This window comes from Photobacterium ganghwense (assembly GCF_017329545.1).
Lineage (GTDB): Bacteria > Pseudomonadota > Gammaproteobacteria > Enterobacterales > Vibrionaceae > Photobacterium > Photobacterium ganghwense.
The window spans coordinates 1,665,639-1,688,237 of the sequence record NZ_CP071325.1; the positions used below are offsets into that span (position 1 = coordinate 1,665,639).

23 protein-coding genes are annotated in these 22,599 nt (G+C 47.4%); 9 read left to right on the forward strand and 14 right to left on the reverse strand.

Annotation, left to right across the window (positions count from 1 at the left end; translation table 11 throughout):
* Positions 1 to 31 precede the first annotated feature (31 nt).
* Both FH974_RS07730 and FH974_RS07735 read left to right on the forward strand, forming a co-directional pair.
* A complete protein-coding gene (locus FH974_RS07730) occupies positions 32 to 436 on the forward strand; it encodes an antitoxin Xre-like helix-turn-helix domain-containing protein (RefSeq protein WP_047885425.1) in 405 nt (134 codons plus the stop codon).
* Positions 437 to 442: 6 nt separating this feature from the next.
* Positions 443 to 1,132, forward strand: a complete 690-nt coding sequence (locus tag FH974_RS07735; RefSeq protein ID WP_047885469.1) for an RES family NAD+ phosphorylase — start codon at positions 443 to 445, stop codon at positions 1,130 to 1,132.
* 163 nt (positions 1,133 to 1,295) lie between these two features.
* Here FH974_RS07735 and FH974_RS07740 read toward each other — a convergent pair whose 3' ends face one another.
* The gene (locus tag FH974_RS07740) at positions 1,296 to 2,780 is read right to left on the reverse strand and encodes a carboxypeptidase M32 (protein WP_047885426.1); all 1,485 of its coding nucleotides are present in this window, start codon (positions 2,778 to 2,780) and stop codon (positions 1,296 to 1,298) included.
* A 312-nt stretch (positions 2,781 to 3,092) separates the two neighbouring features.
* On the opposite strand from FH974_RS07740, the gene FH974_RS07745 reads away from it, so the two are divergent.
* The gene (locus FH974_RS07745) at positions 3,093 to 4,262 is read left to right on the forward strand and encodes a D-alanyl-D-alanine carboxypeptidase family protein (RefSeq protein WP_047885427.1); all 1,170 of its coding nucleotides are present in this window, start codon (positions 3,093 to 3,095) and stop codon (positions 4,260 to 4,262) included.
* Between the two features lie 138 nt (positions 4,263 to 4,400).
* Here the strand turns inward: FH974_RS07745 and ttcA are convergent, their stop codons facing one another.
* The 11 genes from ttcA to ccoN all read right to left on the reverse strand — a co-directional run bounded on the left by ttcA (position 4,401) and on the right by ccoN (position 14,757).
* Positions 4,401 to 5,330: a tRNA 2-thiocytidine(32) synthetase TtcA gene (gene ttcA, locus FH974_RS07750; RefSeq protein WP_207103648.1), complete on the reverse strand. Its 930-nt coding sequence runs from the start codon at positions 5,328 to 5,330 to the stop codon at positions 4,401 to 4,403.
* 295 nt (positions 5,331 to 5,625) lie between these two features.
* Positions 5,626 to 6,573 carry a universal stress protein UspE gene (gene uspE, locus FH974_RS07755; RefSeq protein WP_047885429.1) on the reverse strand — a complete coding sequence of 316 codons (948 nt, stop codon included), beginning with the start codon at positions 6,571 to 6,573 and terminating at the stop codon, positions 5,626 to 5,628.
* A 271-nt stretch (positions 6,574 to 6,844) separates the two neighbouring features.
* Entirely contained in the window at positions 6,845 to 7,597 is a 753-nt protein-coding gene (locus tag FH974_RS07760; RefSeq protein ID WP_047885430.1) for an FNR family transcription factor, read from the reverse strand.
* A gap of 75 nt (positions 7,598 to 7,672) precedes the next feature.
* Positions 7,673 to 8,350, reverse strand: coding sequence for a sulfite exporter TauE/SafE family protein (locus FH974_RS07765; RefSeq protein WP_047885431.1), 678 nt, complete (start codon positions 8,348 to 8,350; stop codon positions 7,673 to 7,675).
* Positions 8,340 to 8,540: a cbb3-type cytochrome oxidase assembly protein CcoS gene (ccoS, locus tag FH974_RS07770; protein ID WP_047885432.1), complete on the reverse strand. Its 201-nt coding sequence runs from the start codon at positions 8,538 to 8,540 to the stop codon at positions 8,340 to 8,342. The genes FH974_RS07765 and ccoS overlap by 11 nt, the downstream gene beginning before the upstream one ends.
* Positions 8,533 to 10,929, reverse strand: coding sequence for a heavy metal translocating P-type ATPase (locus tag FH974_RS07775; RefSeq protein WP_207103649.1), 2,397 nt, complete (start codon positions 10,927 to 10,929; stop codon positions 8,533 to 8,535). The genes ccoS and FH974_RS07775 overlap by 8 nt, the downstream gene beginning before the upstream one ends.
* Entirely contained in the window at positions 10,926 to 11,417 is a 492-nt protein-coding gene (locus tag FH974_RS07780) for a FixH family protein (protein ID WP_047885434.1), read from the reverse strand. Before FH974_RS07780 ends, FH974_RS07775 begins: the two co-directional genes overlap by 4 nt.
* A gap of 119 nt (positions 11,418 to 11,536) precedes the next feature.
* Positions 11,537 to 12,517, reverse strand: coding sequence for a cytochrome-c oxidase, cbb3-type subunit III (ccoP, locus tag FH974_RS07785; RefSeq protein WP_047885435.1), 981 nt, complete (start codon positions 12,515 to 12,517; stop codon positions 11,537 to 11,539).
* Positions 12,518 to 12,522: 5 nt separating this feature from the next.
* Positions 12,523 to 12,696 (reverse strand): cbb3-type cytochrome oxidase subunit 3, encoded by a 174-nt coding sequence (locus FH974_RS07790; protein ID WP_047885436.1) that lies wholly within the window; start codon positions 12,694 to 12,696, stop codon positions 12,523 to 12,525.
* Positions 12,697 to 12,705: 9 nt separating this feature from the next.
* A complete protein-coding gene (ccoO, locus tag FH974_RS07795) occupies positions 12,706 to 13,317 on the reverse strand; it encodes a cytochrome-c oxidase, cbb3-type subunit II (protein ID WP_047885437.1) in 612 nt (203 codons plus the stop codon).
* Between the two features lie 12 nt (positions 13,318 to 13,329).
* Positions 13,330 to 14,757: a cytochrome-c oxidase, cbb3-type subunit I gene (gene ccoN / locus FH974_RS07800; RefSeq protein ID WP_047885438.1), complete on the reverse strand. Its 1,428-nt coding sequence runs from the start codon at positions 14,755 to 14,757 to the stop codon at positions 13,330 to 13,332.
* Positions 14,758 to 15,032: 275 nt separating this feature from the next.
* Between ccoN and FH974_RS07805 the strand changes: the two genes are divergently transcribed.
* On the forward strand, positions 15,033 to 15,476 hold the full coding sequence (locus FH974_RS07805) for a hypothetical protein (RefSeq protein WP_047885439.1): 444 nt from the start codon (positions 15,033 to 15,035) through the stop codon (positions 15,474 to 15,476).
* Between the two features lie 142 nt (positions 15,477 to 15,618).
* Here the strand turns inward: FH974_RS07805 and FH974_RS07810 are convergent, their stop codons facing one another.
* The gene (locus tag FH974_RS07810; protein WP_207103650.1) at positions 15,619 to 16,341 is read right to left on the reverse strand and encodes an SDR family oxidoreductase; all 723 of its coding nucleotides are present in this window, start codon (positions 16,339 to 16,341) and stop codon (positions 15,619 to 15,621) included.
* A gap of 157 nt (positions 16,342 to 16,498) precedes the next feature.
* Here FH974_RS07810 and FH974_RS07815 point away from each other — a divergent pair, with 157 nt between their 5' ends.
* Positions 16,499 to 17,671, forward strand: a complete 1,173-nt coding sequence (locus tag FH974_RS07815) for an FIST signal transduction protein (protein WP_047885441.1) — start codon at positions 16,499 to 16,501, stop codon at positions 17,669 to 17,671.
* A 3-nt stretch (positions 17,672 to 17,674) separates the two neighbouring features.
* A complete protein-coding gene (locus FH974_RS07820) occupies positions 17,675 to 19,771 on the forward strand; it encodes a hybrid sensor histidine kinase/response regulator (RefSeq protein WP_047885442.1) in 2,097 nt (698 codons plus the stop codon).
* 250 nt (positions 19,772 to 20,021) lie between these two features.
* Here the strand turns inward: FH974_RS07820 and FH974_RS07825 are convergent, their stop codons facing one another.
* A complete protein-coding gene (locus FH974_RS07825) occupies positions 20,022 to 20,378 on the reverse strand; it encodes a DUF3693 domain-containing protein (protein WP_207103651.1) in 357 nt (118 codons plus the stop codon).
* A gap of 118 nt (positions 20,379 to 20,496) precedes the next feature.
* Here FH974_RS07825 and FH974_RS07830 point away from each other — a divergent pair, with 118 nt between their 5' ends.
* Genes FH974_RS07830 through FH974_RS07840 form a run of 3 tightly spaced genes read left to right on the forward strand, consistent with a single transcriptional unit; the run spans position 20,497 to position 22,566 of the window.
* Complete coding sequence (locus tag FH974_RS07830) at positions 20,497 to 21,099, forward strand: 3'-5' exonuclease (RefSeq protein ID WP_242551869.1); 603 nt, start codon at positions 20,497 to 20,499, stop codon at positions 21,097 to 21,099.
* 2 nt (positions 21,100 to 21,101) lie between these two features.
* Positions 21,102 to 21,311, forward strand: a complete 210-nt coding sequence (locus FH974_RS07835) for a hypothetical protein (protein ID WP_207103652.1) — start codon at positions 21,102 to 21,104, stop codon at positions 21,309 to 21,311.
* Positions 21,295 to 22,566 (forward strand): replication initiation factor domain-containing protein, encoded by a 1,272-nt coding sequence (locus FH974_RS07840; protein WP_207103653.1) that lies wholly within the window; start codon positions 21,295 to 21,297, stop codon positions 22,564 to 22,566. The genes FH974_RS07835 and FH974_RS07840 overlap by 17 nt, the downstream gene beginning before the upstream one ends.
* The last annotated feature ends 33 nt before the right edge of the window (positions 22,567 to 22,599 follow it).

Sequence of the window (22,599 nt, forward strand, 5' to 3'; positions counted from 1 at the left end):
TGAGAGTTGGCTAAGTTATGAGGGCCAGAAGATGAATGCAACGCATCGCGCAAGTTCGCAAGACCTCACAGATGTAGGGAATAAAGTCCTGCCTGTGGTGTTTAATATTCTGGATAAATGGTGTTGCAGCCAGCAGCAGCAAATGGCATTGCTTGGGCTGAGTAGTCGTTCCACGCTGAATAAATACCGCACACACCCAGAATCTGCCAAGGTCTCAAAAGATCTATTGGAAAGAATGAGTTATATCCTCAACATTCATAAGTGCCTGCGGATTATGTTTACTGCCGAAGACAGTGTTTATCACTGGGTGCAGAAATCGAATAGCCATCCGTTTTTTGCTGGTCGTTCCGCGATGGATGTGATGTGTGAGGGTAAAGTGGTCGATTTGTATCAGGTGGCTTCACGGCTCAATGCATGGCGAGGCGGGCAGTCGTAAATGGACATGGATGAAAAAACAATCGCGCTGACGTCTTTTAATAATCAGCATTGTTATCGCCTGATTCCGTCAAAATATCCGCCAATCAATCTGTATGAAGATGTGGCAGATGCAGAACAGCTGGAAGCTGTGTTTGCAATTGAGGCACTGACTAATCCGAGGCTGGCAGAAGAAACCGGTGATTTTAGGCGTATACCGGCAGAAGAGCGGCTGGTTGGTATTCCGCATTGCAGCTATGTGATGGCTGCGTTCACACATGTTAACCCGGACGGGGCGAGGTTTAACACGGCTGATTTTGGCGTTTACTACGCGTCACCGGAAGTGAATACAGCCATTAAAGAAACGGTACATCATATGGAACGGGTGATGGGATACACCAATGAGCCTGCTCAGGACATTCAGATGCGCTGTATTGAAGCCTGGTTCAATGCGGATTTGGTCGATATTCGTGAGCAGTCGCATCTGGACTCCGGGCTGTACCACCCGACGAACTACGCCCAATCCCAAGCACTGGCTTGCAGCATTAAATCGCAAAGTAAAGACGGTTTGGTTTATCAATCGGTACGTCATCAGGGGCACAGCTGCTTTGCACTGTTTAAGCCAAACCTGGTCAGCAAGGTTTGCCAGAGTCGTCATTACACATATAAGTGGAATGGCACATCTGTTAACTCGATTTTTGAAATGCAGTTGGTCTGATCGCCTAACCGCGTTGTGTTTGCTGTCGCCAGCATGATCTCGAGTCTCTTATGCAGTGTATTCGTTTTTGGTTGGGGTCTCTTCGTAAACAAGCATATAAAGAGAAAGCCGCCGTGAGGGGTTATCACGGCGGCTTTTTAGTAACAAATATCGTCGCTGGCGTTTATTTCAGGTAGCGATGAACCAAATGCTCTTTGAAGAATTGGGCATTGAGCGTTTCACCGGTCGCATCCTGTAGAACTTTACTGGTTGATACCGTAGAGCCACGTTTCCAGACATGGCGATCCAGCCAGTTGAAGATAGGTTGCAGGTTACGCTCTCGAATCAGGTTTTCAATGTTCATTTCACGACGCATTGCCGCCATAAATTGTGCCGCGTACATGGCACCCAGCGTATAAGACGGGAAGTAACCGAAGCTACCCATCGGCCAGTGAATATCCTGCATACAGCCGTCAGTAAAATTCCCCTTGGTATTAAGACCAAGGTATTCAGACATTTTTTTGTCCCACAGCTCAGGAATGTCCGCGACTTCAATGTTGCCTTCAATCAGATCTCGTTCGATTTCGTAACGCAGAATGACATGAGCCGGGTAGGTGACTTCATCCGCATCAACGCGAATGTAGCCTGGTTTGACTCGGGTATTAATCAACGTCATGTTTTCCGGCGTCAGGGCTGGATCGTCAGTGCGGCCAAATGTTTCTGCAGCAAGAGGAGCAAGAATACCAATAAAAGCCTCGCTGCGAGAGAGCTGCATCTCGAAGAAGAGGCTTTGGGACTCATGAATCCCCATGGAACGTGCTTTACCCACCGGTAATCCGGCCCATTTAACCGGCAGCCCTTGTTCATAACGGGCATGGCCTGTTTCATGAATAACCCCCATCAGGGCACTGGTAAAATCATTCTCATCATAGCGTGTTGTAATACGAACATCCGTTGGCACACCGCCACAAAACGGGTGAGCGCTGACATCCAGTCGTCCATGATTAAAATCGAAACCCAGCTTATCCATGATTGCCAGACTGAGCTGCTTTTGCTGCTCAACCGGGAAAGGACCGACAGGCTGAATAATCTGGTCGTGAGTCTGTTTTTCTCGGATTTGACTGATTAGCTCAGGCAGCCATGACTTAACATCGGCAAATAGTGCGTCCAGTTCTTTTGTGGACATACCCGGTTCATAGAGATCCAGCAGGGCATCGTAGCGACTGAGACCTGTTGCCTCAGCACGAATTTGAGCCTCACGGCGCGCCAGTTCGACAACCTTTTGTAGGTTTTCACTAAAGCCCGGCCAGTCATTCTGAGCACGTTGTGACCGCCAGGCATGCTCACAGGTCGAGCTGGCAAGCGATTTTTCTTCAACCAGGTCGGCTGGTACAACCGTGTGTTGCTGCCACTGACGTTTCATTTCACGCAAGCTGGCTTTTTCTTCTGCGGTCAACGTTTCGCGCTCTGCGCGCTCAAACCACTCTGCCAGATATGGTGCGGTTGCCAGCTCGTGACTGATCACTGCCAGTTCTGCCATCGCTTCAGAGCGAGCAGTATTACCGCCTTCAGGCATCATTGCTGCCTGATCCCAGCCGCAGATGGCCTCTAAGTGGTCAAGTTTTGACAGTTTCTTATGATGTTGTGCTAGTTTTTGATAAAAAGTCATTACCTATCCTTTTGTTGACTCGTATCGGCATCAGATTATACCACTCAATCTGAGCATAACCGCATTTCCCAAAGCATAACAGTGCAGGGAAAGAATTTCTTGTGCAACAGCATTTTAATGCTTGTTCAAACGGTGTGAGCGATGCGGTGGAAGTCTCAATAAACCGATGTAGGATGTGTCAATTGGTACCTGAATACTGGGGGGAGATGTAACGTTTTTTACAATAACGTAAGACTTCGTAAAGGTCACATGATATGACATTTATCTTCGATATACTGCTGTGTAATTGACCACTAATGGCGAAACAAGACGATGATTTTCAATAAAACTTATCGCATTTTGGCGGCCGGCAGCATGCTGCTTTCTGCCTCGGCATTTTCAGCGCCTGGCGTGATTCCTGATGCCCCGGTACTCGGAGCAAAAGGCTATGTGTTGATGGATTACCACACCGGACAAATTCTGGTAGAAAAAAATGCGCATTCAAAACTCAACCCGGCCAGCCTGACCAAACTGATGACCAGTTATGTCGCAGGTCAGGAAATGAAGCAGGGGAATATCAGTAAAGATGACGTGGTCGTCATCAGCCGTAATGCGTGGGCCCGAAACTTCCCGGATTCGTCCAAAATGTTCATTGAGGTGAATACCGAAGTGAAAATGATGGATCTGTACCGAGGGATGATTATTCAGTCAGGTAACGATGCCAGTATGGCCATTGCCGAGCATGTGGCAGGGTCGGAAGGGGCGTTTGTCAGCCTGATGAACAGTTGGGCACAGAAACTGAATATGACCAATTCTGCTTTCACTAATCCGCACGGGCTGGACAGTGATGGACTGTATTCGACGCCATATGATATTGCTCTGTTGGGGCAAGCGATTATTCGGGATTTACCTGATATTTATTCGCTCTATAGCGAAAAATCCTTCACATATAACAAGATAACCCAGCACAACCGTAATGGCTTATTGTATGACCGCAGCCTGAATGTGGATGGCATGAAAACCGGATTCACCAGTGGCGCCGGGTACAGCCTTGCAACGTCCGCGACATCCGGCAATATGCGGTTAATTTCGGTCGTAATGGGCGCTAGCAGCAAGAAAGCCCGTGAGGCGGAAAGCAAACAATTGCTCAATTACGGCTTCCGTTTCTTTGAAACCGTATCGCCACATAAGCAAGGTACCACGGTTCTGACCGAGAAAGTTTGGATGGGGACTGCCGATACATTGGCGCTGGGGACACAGTCTGATACTTTCGTGACACTGTCACGCAATGATGCCAAGAACTTGCAGGCAAGTGTTGAATTGACTCAGGAACTGGTTGCGCCGATTGAAAAGGGGCAGATCGTGGGTAAGATTTTCTATCAGGTTGATGGTACCGAAATCGCCCAGGCTCCGTTGGTTGCGTTAGAGTCTGTTGAACAGGGCGGCTTGTTCAGCCGACTGATCGACTACATTAAGCTTTTCTTTGTCAACCTGTTCAAATAATTACAGTCGGTTACTATTTCTCATCACTATTGATGTAATTACACCGATAAGAAACAGAAAGAGCCGCATTAGCGGCTCTTTGTTATTTTGTTTTCGCTGCCATTTCCCTAATATCAGGAAAAATGACCTGGATAAAAATCAGTTTACCTGAAGTACATCCAGTTGTTGGCTTGGGTCAAACTCAGCAACGTCTTCACTTGATACTGGTGTTGCTGGAATGTCTTGCTTATCAAAAGCTACATCACCGCCGTCAATCGCACCAGAGTCTTTGTTAATGCTCTTAAAGTCAAACAGATTGAAGTCAGCCAGATGTGAAGGCACCACGTTTTGCATTGCGGTGAACATAGTTTCGATACGGCCCGGATAACGCTTGTCCCAGTCACGTAGCATTTCTTTAATCACTTGGCGCTGAAGGTTCGGCTGTGAACCACACAGGTTACAAGGAATGATAGGGAACGCCTTCATTTCGCTGAAGCGTTCAATATCTTTCTCACGGCAGTAAGCCAGTGGGCGGATAACAACGTGCTCACCGTTATCTGAAACCAGTTTAGGTGGCATACCTTTCATTTTGCCGCCGTAGAACATGTTCAAGAATAGTGTTTCCAGCATGTCATCACGGTGGTGACCAAGAGCAATCTTGGTTGCACCCAGCTCTTTCGCCGTACGGTACAGAATGCCGCGGCGCAGGCGTGAGCACAGAGAACACGTCGTTTTACCTTCTGGAATTTTGTCTTTAACGATAGAGTAGGTATCTTCGTTAACGATCTTGTATTCCACGCCCAAATTATCCAGGTACTCAGGCAGAATATGTTCCGGGAAGCCTGGTTGTTTCTGGTCAAGATTGACAGCAATAAGCTCAAAGCTGACAGGCGCGCTACGTTGCAGACTACGCAGGATATCCAGCATCGCGTAACTGTCTTTACCACCGGACAGGCAAACCATGATGCGGTCACCGTCTTCAATCATGTTGAAGTCAGCAATGGCATTGCCTACGTTACGGCGTAATTTTTTCTGCAGCTTGTTAAAGTTGTATTGCTGAGCTTTGGTTAGCTCTTGAGTATCGCTCATTCTCAATCTCTCGTTGACAAAACGGTCGTATTACATCGTAAATTTCGACACTCACCGTCTGTTCAGAAACCTTGGACGTCTTCTTCTGCCGCTTATGGGGCAGAAAGTTTGTGGCGTGTATGATACGGATTAGCTCGTCAGATGCCAGTAACTTTTCACTTAAATCCGTTTGTTCGATGAAAAAACACCAGGTTAGCAGCTGCACAACTCACAAGAAAAAGGCCTCCCGAAGGAGGCCTGAGTCGTTAATTGAAAGTATTGACGGTCTTATGTATAGAATCGCTGTAACAAGGCTCTATGAATCGGTCAGGTTCGGGCTCAGAGGGCTGATGTAACCTTCTGGTTTCAGTGCCAGCAAATCACAGTTAAGGCTGTCTATGGTGTGCTCAGCGGTATTCCCGATAAAGACCGCAGATAAACCGGTTCGTCCTGTGGTGCCCAGAATGACCAGTTCGGCGTCCAGATCTTCAGCGACCTGAGGGATGATATCCTCAGGCAGCCCCTCTAAAACATGGGTCTGCTCTTCAGGAAGCCCGTGTTTGTGTCGCAGCGCTTTCATCGCTTTCAGATGGTGACCGCGAACCGCATCCGTGTAGGTTGCCGGGTCAAACTCAGGTAACTCAATCGTAATGTTGACAGGTGTAGCCGGGTAAGCGTTGACGATATTGACTTCTGCATTGAGAAGCTCGGCAAAGCTAATACCCTCCTCAACAATAGCATCGTTGAGTTTGTCATGGGTTTCATCTTCAGAAGCCAAATTAACACAGGCCATCACTTTGCCGTTTTCCGGCCAGCTGTGTTCTTTCACCAGTAGTACCGGGCAAGGACACTTACGGAGCAAATGCCAGTCTGTCGGTGTAAAAATGACAGAGCCGATTTTGTCGTGATCATGGGTAGCTTTGATCAGCAAGTCATGGTGCTTACTGAAAACCTCGGCAATAATTGCCTCGTATGGCCGATTATGCCATACCACGATCAACTCAATATCAAAACCATCATCGACATATGGCCGGATGATGTCTTGAAGCCAGGCTTCTCGTTGCATCACAACGCCACGACGCATTGCCTGACGTTCATCTGCGGACAGCATCGATGTCATTTCGTAAGAGAAATCATAAATAGCCAGAAAGAGCGTAATTTTAACGTTCTCACATTTACGAGCGAGATGAATAGCGCGAGATAGTGCTGGCTGATGATCTTGTGCCGGATCGGCCACAACAAGGATATTCTTGTACTTGGTCATAACTGCCCCCTTACACAAATTGTGTTGGCATCGAAACCAGTCTCTGTTCCCCAAAGGAATATTACCTGTCTAAAGAAAGTCGCTGACAGATAAAGTGCTTTACCAAATCAACGATTTGCCTCATATCGTTAAAGGTAAATCCATTACAGAGATAATCGATTTGGTACTAATAACTGTAACGTATAGGGGAGAAATTGGGGAGCAGCGGGCATAAAAAAAGTGATATGGCTCATAGCTCATATCACTTCTTTTCAATCAGTTAAGATAAAAATTAGGCTTTATCTTTACTAATGCCAGCCAGTGCCGACAGGGCATCGTGATCCAGGATAGTAATGTACTTGCCTTTTACACTTAGCATTCCGGATTTCTGGAAACGGCCCAGCAGACGACTAATTGTTTCAACTGTCAGGCCCAGATAGTTACCGATGTCGCCACGTGTCATGGTCAGACGGAACTCGCGAGGTGAGAAACCACGCTGTGAGAAGCGCAGAGAAAGGTTGTACAGGAAAGCTGCCAGACGCTCTTCCGCGTTTTTCTTGGACAGCAGCAAAATCATTTCCTGATCGCCTTTAATTTCGTTACTCATCAGACGCATGATTTGCTGACGAAGTTTTGGCATTTTCCCTGACAGATCATCCAGAATCTCGAATGGAATTTCACAAACCATTGACGTTTCAAGAGATTGCGCAAAACTTGGGTGCATCATTTCGTTAATGGCATCAAAACCGACCAAGTCACCGGCAAGATGGAAGGCCGTGATTTGCTCATCACCTTGTTCGGTAATGGTGTAGCTTTTGATGGTGCCAGAACGAATGGCGTATAGCGATTTCAGTTCATCGCCAGCTTTAAAGAGCTCTTGTCCTTTCTGGATAGGCTTCTTACGTTCGATAATTTGATCCAGCTGATCTAGCTCAGACTCATTCAACGTAAAAGGAATGCATAACTGACTGATACTACAATCCTGACAATGGATTGCACACCCGCCAGCCTGGACGCGTTTGGTTGCTAGTTTGTCCGAAATCATAAGCCTGTCTAACCAATTTGATGTAGGTCAATATTTTAACACAATATGAATCATTATGACGAGAGTTAAAAAACACTACATAATTTGTTTGATTGCGATATAACCAGTATGAACCCCATATATCAATAACAGCAAGGCGCTTGCTCGTCTGAAATAGAGGTTGCGTAACAGCTTTTGTAATTGTTGTGCCATCGTACCGACTGCCAACATTGCTGGCAAGGTACCAAGACCAAAAGCCAGCATTACAGCCGCGCCTGAGATGGCGCTGCCTGAAACCGCTGACCAACTCAGAGTGGAATACACCAATCCGCATGGAAGCCAGCCCCACAGCGCGCCGAACGGCAATGCAGCCAGGGGAGATTTCAGCGGTAATAGCGATTTGGCGCGGGGGGACACGTAACGCCATAACCATTTACCGGCGTATTCCAGTTTGCTGACCCCCGACCACCACTGACCGATGTAGAGCGCCAGCAGAATCATTAGCAATGCCGCGACAAGACGAAGGCTGACCAGTGCCATGGCGTGACCGCTAAAGCTGGCCATACCGGCAAAAGCGCCTCCGATGATGGCACCGGCAATCATGTAGGAAACAATCCGCCCTGTGTTATAGCAGAGCAGATAGGGCCACCGTCGGGTTGTCTGGTTGCCGGGCATGCCGAGTGTAATGGCGGCAGCAACGCCGCCGCACATACCCAGACAGTGTCCGGCTCCCATCAGACCAATCACAAAAGCGGCGTAAAAATCACTGTTCACGCGACTTCTCGTTTGACGGTTTGTGTTGCTGGCTCACTTTCTGTTCGCTGTCGTTTTCATCAAACAGAATGTTGTAGCCCTGACGTTCGAGATCCTCAAATTGTTCACTGCGGACGGCCCAAAGAAAGATGCCGACAGCGATGCAGACAAAAATGATGGCGATGGGAATCAGGATGTACAGACTAGCCATTTTCTTTTAGCAACCTTAAAGAGTTCGAGACAACGATGATTGAGCTGGCTGACATGCCGGCAACGGCTATATACGGTGCCACAAGGCCCGCGACAGCCAGAGGCAGGATAACCACGTTGTAGCCCAGTGCCCATGCCAGGTTTTCTCGAATAATTTTGCGTGTTTTCAGCGCAAGCGCTCTCGCACGGAGAATTCGGGAAAGTTGGTCACCCAGTAATACCATATCGGCAGAGGACTTGGCTACATCAGTACCGCCACCCATGGCCACAGAAAGGTGAGCGCCTGCCAGAACCGGAGCATCGTTGACGCCATCACCGACCATCAATGCAACCTGATGACGGTCCAAACTGTGCAGATAGTCCAGTTTACCCTCTGGTGAGGCTCCCGCGACCAGATGGTCAACTCCCAGCGCCTTTGCTACTTTGGCAGCGTTTGCAGAGTTATCACCGGTCAGCATAGTGACATTGATACCGGCCGCCTGGAACTGCTGAATCAGCTCAGGGCTGTCTTCCCGAATAGGGTCATCCAGCTTGAACGCGGCGATACAGATGTCATCACGGCTGAGCCAAACCTGGTACTGATCCAGCTGTTCAGCAGCAGGTTGGTGTTCGGCAGCGACACGCTCCAGCACAAACTCAGCTTTACCTATTCGCCATTCCCGTCCCTGGTCGGAACCTTTCAAGCCACTACCAATAATGTTCTCCACATCACTGAACTGCGGCACTTCCAGTCGGTGTCCAACAAATGCACGGGCAATAGGGTGATTGGCAAAACGTTCTAACTCGGCCGCCGTTGTGAGTACCTCTTGCTCCGTCAGGTTTGACGCAAACAAGCGAGTTTCAACCAATCGGACATTACCTTCTGTCAGGGTGCCTGTTTTATCGATCACTAACTGGTTCACGTTGCACAGGGTTTCTAACACATGACCACGACGTAAAAGCATTCCCATCCGACCCAGACGCGATGTTGCGCAGGTCAGGGCAGTCGGTGTGGCCAAAGACAGGGCACATGGGCAGGTCGCAACCAGAACAGCCAGAGTGATCCAAAGCGCATCTTCCGGTTTGTGCTGATGCCAGAACAGCCAGGTGCCAGCCGCGATAATCAGGATAATCCCGACAAAGTAACGAGCCACAATGTCAGCAATTTCAGCGACTTTAGGCTTGGTGCTTTGGGCTTCATCCTGAAGGCGGATAATGTTCGAAATTAGGGAGTTTTGACGATCCTGCGTGACACGCAAGGTGACGTTCCCGTCACCATTGATCGTTCCGGCATAAACCAGATCACCGGCTGAGCGTGGCACCGGCATTGGCTCACCAGTCAGCATTGATTCGTCAATGGCGGTACTACCCCGAATGATCTCTCCATCTGCAGGCAGGCTTTCACCTGGCAGAACGGTGACAACGTCACCGACTTTTAGTGTTTTCGCGGCTACCTGACTGCCATCTTCCAATGTCGCCATGGTTGGCACCAGTTTGAGAAGATTGGCACTGGCGGCGGCGGCTTGTCGTCGGGCGCGCATTTCAAGGAAACGTCCCAGCAGCAGGAAGAAGGTGAACATGGAGATCGATTCAAAAAAGACTTCACCTTTTTGCGCCACCGTTGCATACAGGCTGGCGACATATGCAAAGAGCAAGGCAATTGAAACCGGTACATCCATGCCAAGAGTTCGGGCTCTCAGATTACGCCAAGCATTGAGGTAAAACGGCAGGGCTGAATAAAGCAGAACCGGGGTGGCAAAAATCAGGCTGACCCAGCGCAGGTAGTTTTTGAATTCGGCATCAAGGTCACCAAAAATTTCAAAATACAGTGCGACGGCCAACATCATCACCTGCATGGTGGCGATACCGGCAATGCCTAACCGGTACAAATAGCCTTTCATGGTGCGATGATATTGCTGCTCTTGAGCATCAGCTTCAAACGGCGCCGCTTTATACCCCAGTTTGTGGATGACGCCTAATAAATGGCTGAGTTTGGTTTTTTCCGGATCCCAAGTTAGCAGGGCGCGGTGTGTGGTGGTGTTCACGCGAATATTCTGGACACCGTCTTCACGAGTCAGCTGCTTTTCGATCAACCAGGCACAGGCAGCACAGGACACACCGTCGAGAGACAGAGCGGCTTCCTTGAAATTCTCGTTTTCACGTACAAATTCCTGCTGAATTTCATCGTGGTCGTAAAGAAGCAGGGATTGGAGTTGTTGAGGTACGAGATCCGCTTTTTCAGCCGGGGTGGTGCGGTATTCGTAGTAGGAGGTCAGGCCACTGTCGACAATAGTCTGAGCGACCGCTTCACAACCCGGGCAGCACATATCACGAAGTTCGCCCAGGATTTCAATTTGATGGTGGTAATCCTGAGGAACAGGATCACCACAATGATAACAATTACTCGTCATTCCTTGTTCTGCCCGTACAGCGGAATCGGGTCGGACGTTGGTAGGTTAACGCGTCCCTGCAACATCCAGTCGCCATCGAAAGGCTCGATTTCGACAAACCATGGCCCATCCAGGGTTTCAGGAGCCTCAAAATGGTATTTACCGGACAAATCGGCGCTGACCATTTGAGTGAAGTCTTTGTTTGATAGAGTACGGTGTGTGAAAGTCACACGCAAGTTCGGGTTCGCTTTCAGTTCACCTTTCTGGAAATTGACATTAATTTCATTTCCTTCAACGGCGATGTTCGCGGTTATGTTGAGGGCGTCAGCCACACGTAGGCGTGAGAGGTCCTGATTGATGGCTTTGCCTTTCTTGTAATAGTCTTCTGCCACTAAGTCGACTTTATTCTGAGAGAAGATGTAGACGGCTGTCAGGCTATAGACAATCGATATGAAAGGGATTGAGAAAATGAACCAAGGCCAAAACTGCTTATACCAAGGCTTACTCATATTGATTACCTTTAAAGCTAAGATGGAATTAGCCCCTGAAAATAACAGGGGCTAGTCGTTAAGTCTCAGATTTTATTACAAGTAATTTGTATAAAATGTAACTGAGTGTATCGGCGGAATTATTTGCTGGTTTCGTTGCTCAGACCCCAGACATAGGCAGAGATAAGCTGGATTTTTTCTTCGCCCAGAATATCTTTCCATGCTGGCATCACGCCGTGACGGCCGTGAGTGATCGTTGCTTCAACCGCGCGGCGAGAGCCGCCGTACAGCCAGGTGTTATCCGTCAGGTCAGGCGCACCAAAGGCAGGGTTACCCTTACCATCAGTACCGTGACATGCCGCACAAACAACGAAGCGTTGTTTACCTGCTGCTGCATCTTTGGCGTTTACGCTACGGCCTGACAGGCTCAGAACGTAAGTTGCGACTTCTTTCACACCATCTTCACCCAACGTGTCGATCCACGCAGGCATCACGCCCTGACGGCCGTGCATGATAGTGGTTTTGATCGTTTCAGCTTCGCCACCGTACAGCCATGCATTGTCAGTCAGGTTAGGGTAGCCGCTTTGACCGCGGGCATCCGAGCCATGACATTGTGCACAGTTCTGCAGGAACAAACGCTGACCCACTTTGATTGCTTCAGAGTCACCTGCAATTTCCGTAATCGGGCGCAGGGTTTTACCTTCAGCATCATAAGCCAGTGTTTTAAACGTTTCACCAAAGCGCGCTTCAGCGTCATCCAGCTCTTTCGCGTACTGGTTCAGGCGTTTTTCTTCCTGAGCACGAGCGATAGCAAGCTTAGATTCTTCTACCGAGCGAACAGTCTGATCTGAGCTCTGCCAGCCAAGGAAACCTTTGTAGTTACCCAGACCAGGGAAAAGGAACAGATAAGACAAGCCGAAAGCGATAGTGATCCAGAACATGTAGGACCACCATTTTGGCAACGGGTTGTTGATTTCACGAATACCATCGTATTCGTGGCCCATATCTTCACCTTCTTCAACACCCATTTTGTCCTTGCTACACCAGTAAAGGATGACAGCAATACCAAAAATGGTGCCAAGCGTGATGATTGTTATCCATAGACTCCAAAACGTCGTCATGCGTACTAACTCCTGTCATTCTCACGCGTTGCCAAATCTTTTTCTTCGTCAGCAAACACCAGGTTTGCTGCTTCCTCGAAGCGGGATGTTTGGCGTTTACTGTAGGCCCAGAGGACGATACCAATAAAGCTCGCGAACAGAATGACTGTCCAAATGCTATGAATGGTTCCAATTTCCATGGTGCCCCCTTATTTCATTGCGTGACCGATTGACTGAAGGTAAGCAATCAGTGCGTCCATCTCAGTCTTGCCTTTAACAGCGTCGCCGGCATTAGCAACTTGCTCGTCGGTGTAAGGTACGCCGAAAACATCGCGGAAAGTCGCCAGTTTTTTCGACGTTAGCTTACCGTCAAGCACATTCTCCTCCAGCCAAGGGAAACCCGGCATGTTGGATTCAGGTACTACGGCGCGTGGGTTGCGCAGGTGAACACGATGCCAGTCATCAGAGTAACGACCGCCAACTCGAGCCAGGTCAGGACCTGTACGTTTGGAGCCCCACAGGAATGGGTGTTCCCAAACACTTTCACCAGCAACAGAGTAGTGGCCATAACGCTCAGTTTCAGAGCGGAAAGGGCGAACCATCTGGCTGTGACAGACGTTACAACCTTCACGGATGTAAATGTCACGTCCTTCCATTTCCAGCGCCGTGTATGGGCGCAGGTTCTTCACAGGCTCAGTGGTCTGATCCTGGTAAATAAGCGGCGTGATTTCTACCAGCGCACCAAAGCTAATAGCAATGATGATAAGAATCGCTAGAAGGCCGACATTTTTTTCTACAATTTCATGACGATTACTTGCCATTGTCGGTTCTCCTTATGCTGGTTGTTCAGTAACTTTTAGGCTTTCTTTAGGGGCTGAAATAGTCTTGTATGCGTTGTATGCCATCAGAAGCATACCAGACAAGAAGACTGCACCACCCAGGAAGCGTACAAAGTAGAACGGGTAAGAAGCCTGCAGAGACTCAACGAAGCTGTAAGTCAGCGTACCGTCGGTATTTACCGCACGCCACATCAGGCCTTGCATTACACCAGAGATCCACATCGCTACGATGTATAGCACTGTACCAATGGTTGCCAGCCAGAAGTGTACGTTGACCAGTTTGACTGAGTACATACGTTCCTGACCGAACAGTTTTGGAATCAGGTGGTAAACAGAACCGATTGAAACCATGGCAACCCAGCCCAGAGCGCCTGAGTGTACGTGACCAATGGTCCAGTCTGTGTAGTGAGACAGGGCGTTAACCGTCTTGATTGACATCATCGGGCCTTCGAACGTTGACATACCGTAGAAGGACAGAGATACAACCAGGAAGCGCAGAACAGGGTCATAGCGCAGCTTGTGCCATGCACCAGACAGCGTCATGATACCGTTGATCATACCACCCCATGATGGTGCGAACAGGATCAATGACATCACCATACCCAGAGACTGAGTCCAGTCTGGTAGGGCCGTATAGTGAAGGTGGTGAGGGCCAGCCCAGATATAAAGGGAAATCAGCGCCCAGAAGTGAACAATAGACAGACGGTAAGAATAAACCGGACGGCCTGCTTGCTTAGGTACGAAGTAGTACATCATACCCAGAAAACCGGCTGTTAGCAGGAAACCTACCGCGTTGTGTCCGTACCACCACTGAACCATCGCATCCACAGCACCAGAGTAAATCGAGTACGATTTAGTCATAGAAATCGGGATAGCCATACTGTTCACAATGTGCAGGACTGCTACTGTAAGAATGAAGGCACCGAAGAACCAGTTTGCCACGTAGATATGTGACGTTCTACGCTTAATCATGGTACCGAAGAACACAATTGCATAGGCAACCCATACCACAGCAATCAAAATGTCAATCGGCCATTCCAGTTCAGCGTATTCTTTACTGGTTGTATATCCCAGCGGCAGTGAAATCGCTGCTGACAGGATAACGGCTTGCCAACCCCAGAAGGTGAATGACGCTAATTTACCGCCGAACAACCGAGTTTGACATGTACGCTGTACTACGTAGTAAGACGTAGCAAACAGGGCACTGGTACCAAATGCGAAGATCACTGCGTTGGTATGCAGTGGACGCAGACGGCTGTATGTCAACCAAGGGGTATCGAAGTTTAGCGCCGGCCACACCAGCTGAGCGGCAATCAATACACCTACGCCCATTCCGACGATTCCCCATAGTATGGTGGCTATGGTGAATTGACGAACGACCGTATAGTTGTAGTTTTGTTCAAGCTGCTTTACTTGGCTCATGTTGCATGCTTCCAATTTTAATTTTCAACTACACTCTCTTTCCTTGTGCGAACAACAAGTTGTCGCAATGCCACCCAAAAGCAAAAAACTACCGCGATGCTTTTTTGAACACCAGAGCAATTAAATTGCTATTTTGTTGTAAAAGTGGCATTTTCAGTGCCATATACTACTGGTTTTAAAATATGAATGACAGAGTCAAGCCCACACATCCTTTACGGTTAAGCAACATTTATGTGAAAACTTTGACCTCTGTAACACGAGAAGTGCGATAAATCATGGCAGCAGAAAAACTGACAAAAGGCAGATTGATTCAAATTCTCTTTCTAATGGCAGTACTGATTACTGCATTTGTATGGAGAACAATCACCTACGAGCCAACCCAACCATCAGATCAACTGGAAAACAGCTGCCAACTGATGGCAGAGGAATGCACTAAATTGAATGGTGAAGGTGCTTATAACATATCGTTAAGTCCATTTCCTGCGGTTGCTAACAGTGAATTATTCCTACAAGTTGGTAACACTGATGTTAAACCCAATGCGGTTGTTGAAGGGCTAAGTATGTATATGGGCTCTATCCCGGTTGTGTTTGAAAAACAAGCTGATGGATGGGTAGGCAGGTTTACTGTTCCTGAGTGTACCCACGCTGAAATGGAATGGGTGATAAAGCTCAATACAGGCAGTGAAACTATCTCTGGTGTTTTTACTGTTAAAAAATAAGTAAAATTAATGATTTAAATGCTTATTTTGTAAATTGAAGGGGGTTGGTCTGCCAACCCCTTTTTTTGTGGTGTTTAATAAATTGATCTGCATCAAAACGGGACAGGTTGTATCACCTTCACTTCTAATCAGCGTTCTGTCATCAATCCTGATAGATCATTTTCCGTGTCATACCGCCGTCAATGATAAAATTTTGTCCTGTAATGAATCTTGCTTCTTCTGAGATCAAATATTTCACCATTGAGGCAACATCATCAGGTTGACCGACATGGCCGACAGGGTGCTGGTGATGATCGATATCGCGTAATGGGGCATGGCTGACATCAATCCAGCCCGGAGAGATACAATTAACCCGGATATCGGGACCCAGCGTGACCGCCAAAGAGTGGGTCAGGGCAACAAGCCCGCCTTTGCTAGCACTGTATGCTTCAGTGTTAGGCTCAGACTGGAGTGCGCGGGTTGAACTGATATTGACTACCGACCCATGTTGTTTTCGAAGGTGAGGAGTGCAATGTTTTGCCATTAACAGTGGCGCGGTCAGGTTGACCGTAAGTACTCTGTGCCATTCATCAAGCTCTAATTCTTCGACAGGGGCATTATATGAATGGCTGATTGCGGCGTTGTTGATTAATGCGTCAAGCTGTCCGTGCTGTTGAATGATCTCGAGAATCAGTGAGTTGACGCTAGCTTCTGAAGTCACGTCTACACATTTAAACCGCAATAACGGATTTTCAGATACGCATTGATAACCGGCATCCTCATCGTTGTCCGCAATAATGACGACAGCTTGCTCACATAAATAGGTCGCTATTCCTTTGCCGATTCCTTTCGCGCCACCGGTGACCAATACCACTTTTTTATTCATGATGTCCTTATGCTCCCTTTCGTGAAATCATCAATCAATAGCGGTCAAAGACACGATATCTTTAATGATATACCACAAAAAAACGACAGATATTGCTGAATCAAAAAAAGAAAATGACTATGATTGTTACTAGTTAATAACAACACCTGCTGCATAAATGGATATCGCCACAAGTTTTTCTTCCAGTCATGATGCGAGCACAGCGATAGCTGAGGCAATATCACGATTAAAACTGCAAATCATCAACCCAAAGCTTATTCTGGTTTACTTTTCAGAAAGCTATGAAGTTGCGCCGTTTCAGGAAGCGCTGCATTCGGCTTTCCCTGAAGCACAAATTCTGGGGTGTTCGTCATGCCAGGGTGTAATGACCGATGAAGGTTATCACGGTGGAGCAGGCGTAGCATTGTGGGCGATTTCCGATTATTACGGTGCATATGGCAGTGCGATTGTGGCGACGTCGCAATCCAAATATGAGATGGCGAGACAAGCGTTATTGAAGGCTATTGCCAATTGCCAGCGTTTTGGCGAAATGCCCTCAATGATTCTGCTCCATGCCAGCCCAGGAGAAGAAGAAGACATTATCCGAGGAATTGAAGACGAACTCGGAACCTCTGTTCCTATTATTGGAGGTAGCGCAGCGGATAATTTCATTCAGGGCAACTGGATGATCTTCAATCAGGAGCAGCAATCGAGAAATGGTGTCGGAATCTGCGTCTTTTATCCATCGTGTAAAATTAGTTTTTCTTTCCATTCCGGCTACGCCAGCACCGGATCCAGTGCCGTTGCAACTCGAGTGAACGGCCGAGAACTGCTTGAACTTGATGGTCGGCCTGCTGTTGAGGTTTATCAGGAATGGCTGGGCGAGGCACTTATTGAACAGCAATTTAATTTCGCCAGCAGCTTAAACCCGCTGGGCCGCATTGCAGGGCAAATTCACGATTTACCTTATTTTAAACTGGCACATCCGCTAAGAATAACAGAGCAGGGGGGGATTGAATTATTTGCGACTATTACTCCCGGTGAGACGTTGTATTTTATGGAAGGTACCGAAGAGCGATTAATTACCCGTGCCGGTCGTGTCGTGGGCTCCGCTTTCGAGTTGTATTCTAATAGCCAGTTGCATCCTATTGGTGGTATCACCATTTACTGCGCTGGCTGCATGTTACGGGTGCAGCATCGGATGGCAGAAGTAGCGGAATACGTCAATAAGGCGATGCAGAATGCGCCATTTGTCAGCCCGTTTACCTTGGGTGAACAAGGGCAATTTGCCGGCGGCGAAAATGCTCATGGTAATCTGATGATTTCCGCTGTTTTATTCCACAAGGATTAAGTGATGCCAAGTTACGAATCAGAAAAGCTACAGGAAACATTACTTGATCTGATGCGAAGTCGGGAGCGCGAAAAACAGCTGCGAGACGAAAACACCGCAATCTTGTCAGGCATTGCCGCAATGGCCGGAGCGAACAATAAGCGACAGGTATTCAATAGTTTACTTTCAGTTCTGAGAAAATATATCGGGTTTGAACATGCGCTGGTATTAACTCGCGAAGATGAAACGACACCGTTACAGGAACTTGTGACAACGTGTCGTTTTTTTGAATCCAGTATCTGGCCCGTTGGCGACACGTTTACACGTTCTATGAACGGGGCGAGTATCGCCTTATTTGCGCCGCGGCAGGTTTATGAATTTAAAGACCTGCCTGATGAAATGCTGTATTTCTGTCAGTCAGTATTATTAATTGGAGTAAAAGTCAGTTCGGGCGACGCCTTGCTGATGTTCTTCCACTCGCAAAAAGGTCAGTTTTCTCCAGACTGCCAGCGTGTTCTGGAGCGTTTTCGCCCTTTGCTTGAGCGAGCCATTATAGATATTGATTACCGAGAACGTTTGCAATCTTTAGTTACCGCTCGAACCCAAGAGCTGACACACAGCCAAAAACGATTCAAAGATTTTGCGAAAACAGTCGGGGATTGGTTCTGGGAAATCGACCCGGATTATCGCTTCACTTATATATCTTCACCTAATCTTGCCAACCACACGATTGATCATTCGAATATGTTGCGTGCATTTGGGGAGCATGGTGATTTTGCTGAAAAACTCAAAGCGAAGCTTGAAGCAGAAGAAGCCTTTGAAGATCTAGAATGGCAATTCGAAGACCATGGACAAATTGTTTGGTTCAGTATCAGTGGCACGCCATTTTTTAACAAGCAGGGTACGTTTCTTGGATTCCGGGGAACTGCGAAAGATATTACCAGTCGCAAGCAGCAAATCTTTGAGTTACAGCAGGCAAGGCAACAGGCGGAATCTGCCAATAAAGCCAAGTCACAGTTTCTAGCCATGATGAGCCATGAGATTCGAACGCCGTTAAATGCGGTGTTGGGCTTGTTGGATATGCTGGGCAGCTCCGGTCTGGACAACAAGCAGATGTCCTGGATAAACCAGATGGATCAGTCAGCGCAATTACTACTGACCATCATTAACGACATTCTGGATTTATCTCGTATTGAATCAGGCAGTTTTGAGCTGTACTACGACAAAATGAGCCTCAGCGATTGTGTCGATCTGGTAGTCACTCAACTACAGGAGCAGGCGACAAAAAAACACATCCGATTTAATACGACGATTAAGTCCGATGTGCCAGATGCTATTGTTGGTGATAAAAACCGAATCTCTCAGGTTCTGTTTAACCTGGTGGGTAATGCCATTAAATTTACCAATGAAGGTTCCGTCAACGTAGATATTCACCGTGATGGCAAACAGTTAAAGATAGAAGTCTCTGATACCGGTATTGGTATTGCGCCAGAAGCGCAGAAAATTTTGTTCAATCCGTTTATCCAAGCTGATGGCAGTATCACCCGCAAATATGGCGGCACCGGTTTGGGATTGGCTATCAGTCAGCATCTGATCCAAAAGATGCAAGGTGAGATCAATCTGCGTAGTGTTACGGGAAAAGGCAGTTGTTTTACGGTTACGATTCCATTGAAAGAGTCACCGCAAAATGACAAACACCGAATGTGCATGCCTCAAGATAAGCAATCTCTGGTGCCGCTCAATATTCTGGTAGCAGAAGACAGCCCGACAAACCAATTGGTTGCAAAGCTCATGTTGGAGAAACGCGGGCATCAGGTAACTATTGTCAGTAATGGCCAGCAGGTGGTTGATATGGTTCCGCTATGCTTGGCAGAGTTCGATCTTATCCTTATGGATATTTCCATGCCGGTTATGGATGGTATCCAGGCCACAAAGGCTTTACGAGACAGCGGAATTATTACGCCAATTATCGCGCTGACAGCAAATGTGATGCAGGCCGATCAGGAAGAATATTTACGGGCCGGAATGAATGATTTTATACCAAAGCCGATCATTGCCAAAGACTTGGAAATGGTTTTGGCAAGGTATCAAACTATCACGTCATTATCTGCTCAGTGTTGAATCTATATTATTAAAAACTAGATAAGGCTTGGCATTTGCCAAGCCTAGGTAATTAACGTAAATTTTAAGTACATAGCAATCGAACGATTTGCCGTAGTACTTAAAATAGGTGTTAATTACCTATTTTATGGTAAATACTCAATACTGTTAAATACCGGGCAGACTTAGCTCGGTGGACTAAAGCTAAGGGGGAGAGAAGAGTTAAAGTGATATCAGAATTTGGCGATACTCCTGTTCACAAACACTTAATTTAACATAATATACATAATGCGCACTGAAGCTTCGGGTTGTTAAATACCAGCAGCCCAGTCATACCAAGGGCTAAACCCTTAAACCCTTGGCGGCTTAACTTTGCCGTGATGTCATTCCAAATCTGTTGTGCCTTGTAATTTTTGGCCTTGTCCGCCGCCAAAAAGATTAATGCTTCGTGCGGGTCGATATTTGAATTTTCAGCTAGAAAAATTGCTTCTGCATCAGTTAGATAGCGTTCACCTTTTCGAATTTTACTAATCTTCTGTGGGCTAATTGCCAAATCATGGGCGATTTGTTTGTCTTGGATGTAGTTTTTCGCTGTTTTATAAGCATCTAACAGTGTGTTTGCATACATAATTTTTCCTCCGTTTTATCTATTCTAGCGCGTTAATCCCGAAAATAGGCTATTTACAATCCCGATTATCGTCATCTAGGCTATACGGAATTCGGGATTAATAGGCGCTGAGGCACACATGACAATGAAGACCCCTGCACAATTAGCGGCTGATTGGCTGGTAAATGATTGCGTCATTCTGGATACCGAAACCACGGGCTTGGATAACCAAGCTGAAATCTGTGAAATCTCTATCATTGATGCCTCTGGTGCTGTCCTGTTTGATACGTTGGTTAAGCCGGTCCGCCCAATTCCTGCTGAGGCTATCGCGATTCATGGCATTACCAATGACATGGTGGCCGATGCGCCAGCGTGGGCTGAAATCTATCAGGATGTGTTAGCTCTGCTGGCTGGTCGTTGCGTGGTTATTTATAACGCGGCATATGATTTAAGGCTCATTGCTCGATGCACTTTGCGTGCTGGTGTTGATGTGAGTTCGGGTTTGGATATTGATGACGTTGCTCGCCTTCTTAAGGGGATTGAGGGCAATGCTCAATGTGCCATGCTGACCTATGCCGAATTCTACGGTGATTGGGATGACTACCGTGATAATTACCGCTGGCAGCGTTTGACCAATGCGGCTGACCAGCAAGGCGTTGTCGTTGATGGACAAGCTCACCGGGCTTTGGCGGATTGTCGAATGACGCTTGGTGTCGTTGAGGCTATGGCTCAGGGCAAGTAGTTATGACTCATCAGCTCTATTACGAAATCAATGATGACGGAACGGGATTCGCCTTTATCAGTGGCGAGCCTGAATACTTCCGAAATTGGAACGAGCTGCACGAAATTGGTCGCGAATTTTACCCTGCCGGATATGAACTGCACCTTGTAACGGCGGATAACTGGCAAGAACTGTATGACATGGGGGCGTTTGATAATGAGTGCGATTATTGATTATTTGTCCCTGTCTTGGTCGCCAGAAGAATTAAGCCAGATTGTTGAACTGGCAAAAATGGGCGCTTCTATCAAGGCCATTCGTGGTTTTGAGTTTAACGAATACGGTGACGCCCTAAAGCACGATGCACTAGATACGGGTGCGATTGATTATGCGGCGGCTGTCCGTGCGCAGTTTCGAGATACTGAGTTTGCGATTGGGTCTGACTCTCGCAAGTTTCATGAGGTCAAGCGCGACCTGTTCGACCACTTCGGCCTGAATACGTTGGATTGTTTGTGTCGTGGTGAAGTGACCCGCTTTATCAACCGTCTTAATCACGGTTTGGGTCTGTTTGGTAATGAATGGTCATTTGAAATGCGTCCGGGTGGCTTCTCTGGCTATAAGCATTCCGCCAACATTTTAGTTAACGGTCAGCAAGCTGGCCTGTGTGCTTGGGGCGCAAAGAACCACGGCTGTTATGTCTCGTTCTCCGGTACGGGTACGGCGGTATTGGATTTACAGGAAATGCACAAGGTTCTACACGAATTGCCAGGTGCGAAAATTACCCGTGTGGATATCGCCTTTGATTCGTTGGACGGCAAATATGACATTAAGACTGCTCGCAAAATGGCTGAGCAAGGTCAGTTTGTTACGCGTGGTCGTCCGGCTTCATATTGTTATATCGAGTCAGGTCATTTGTCCAAAGTGGTCAGTTATCAGAAAGAATCCGGTAAATCGGAGTCTCTGAAAAGCCGTTATGGCTTCGTGGCGGACAAAGGGAAATCGTTTTATGTCGGCTCGCGTGATGCAGGAAAAATGCTGCGCGTGTACGAAAAAGGCAAACAACTGAAATCACATCATAAGGATTGGGTGCGCTGGGAACTGGAATTACGCTCTAAGGATAGAGTGCTGCCGTTTGATGTGTTGATTTCGCCGGATAAGTACCTGACAGGTGCTTACCCTGCCCTAGCCTTTGTTGGTTCGGCTGAGCAATGTGTTATTGCTACTCACAAGCGCAAGTGGTTCACCAGTGTCGATAATGCCGTGCGTAACGGTGCGACCCAATGCGGCAAACTGGTTAATTTCATGCGTCAATGTCTGGATTTAAGCGATTCGCAAATTGTGAATATGCTGACCAGTCATTTAGAAGATTTCGAAATACCAAGCAGATTAAATCAGCCTGTGTATCAAGATACGGCTGATTCAAGTGAAATTAAATTACGATGTATGCGGTTAATAGAGCCGGATAATCACGATATATATTCCATTGCTTAATTTATTCTCCCGCCAAACATAGGCGTTTTTAAA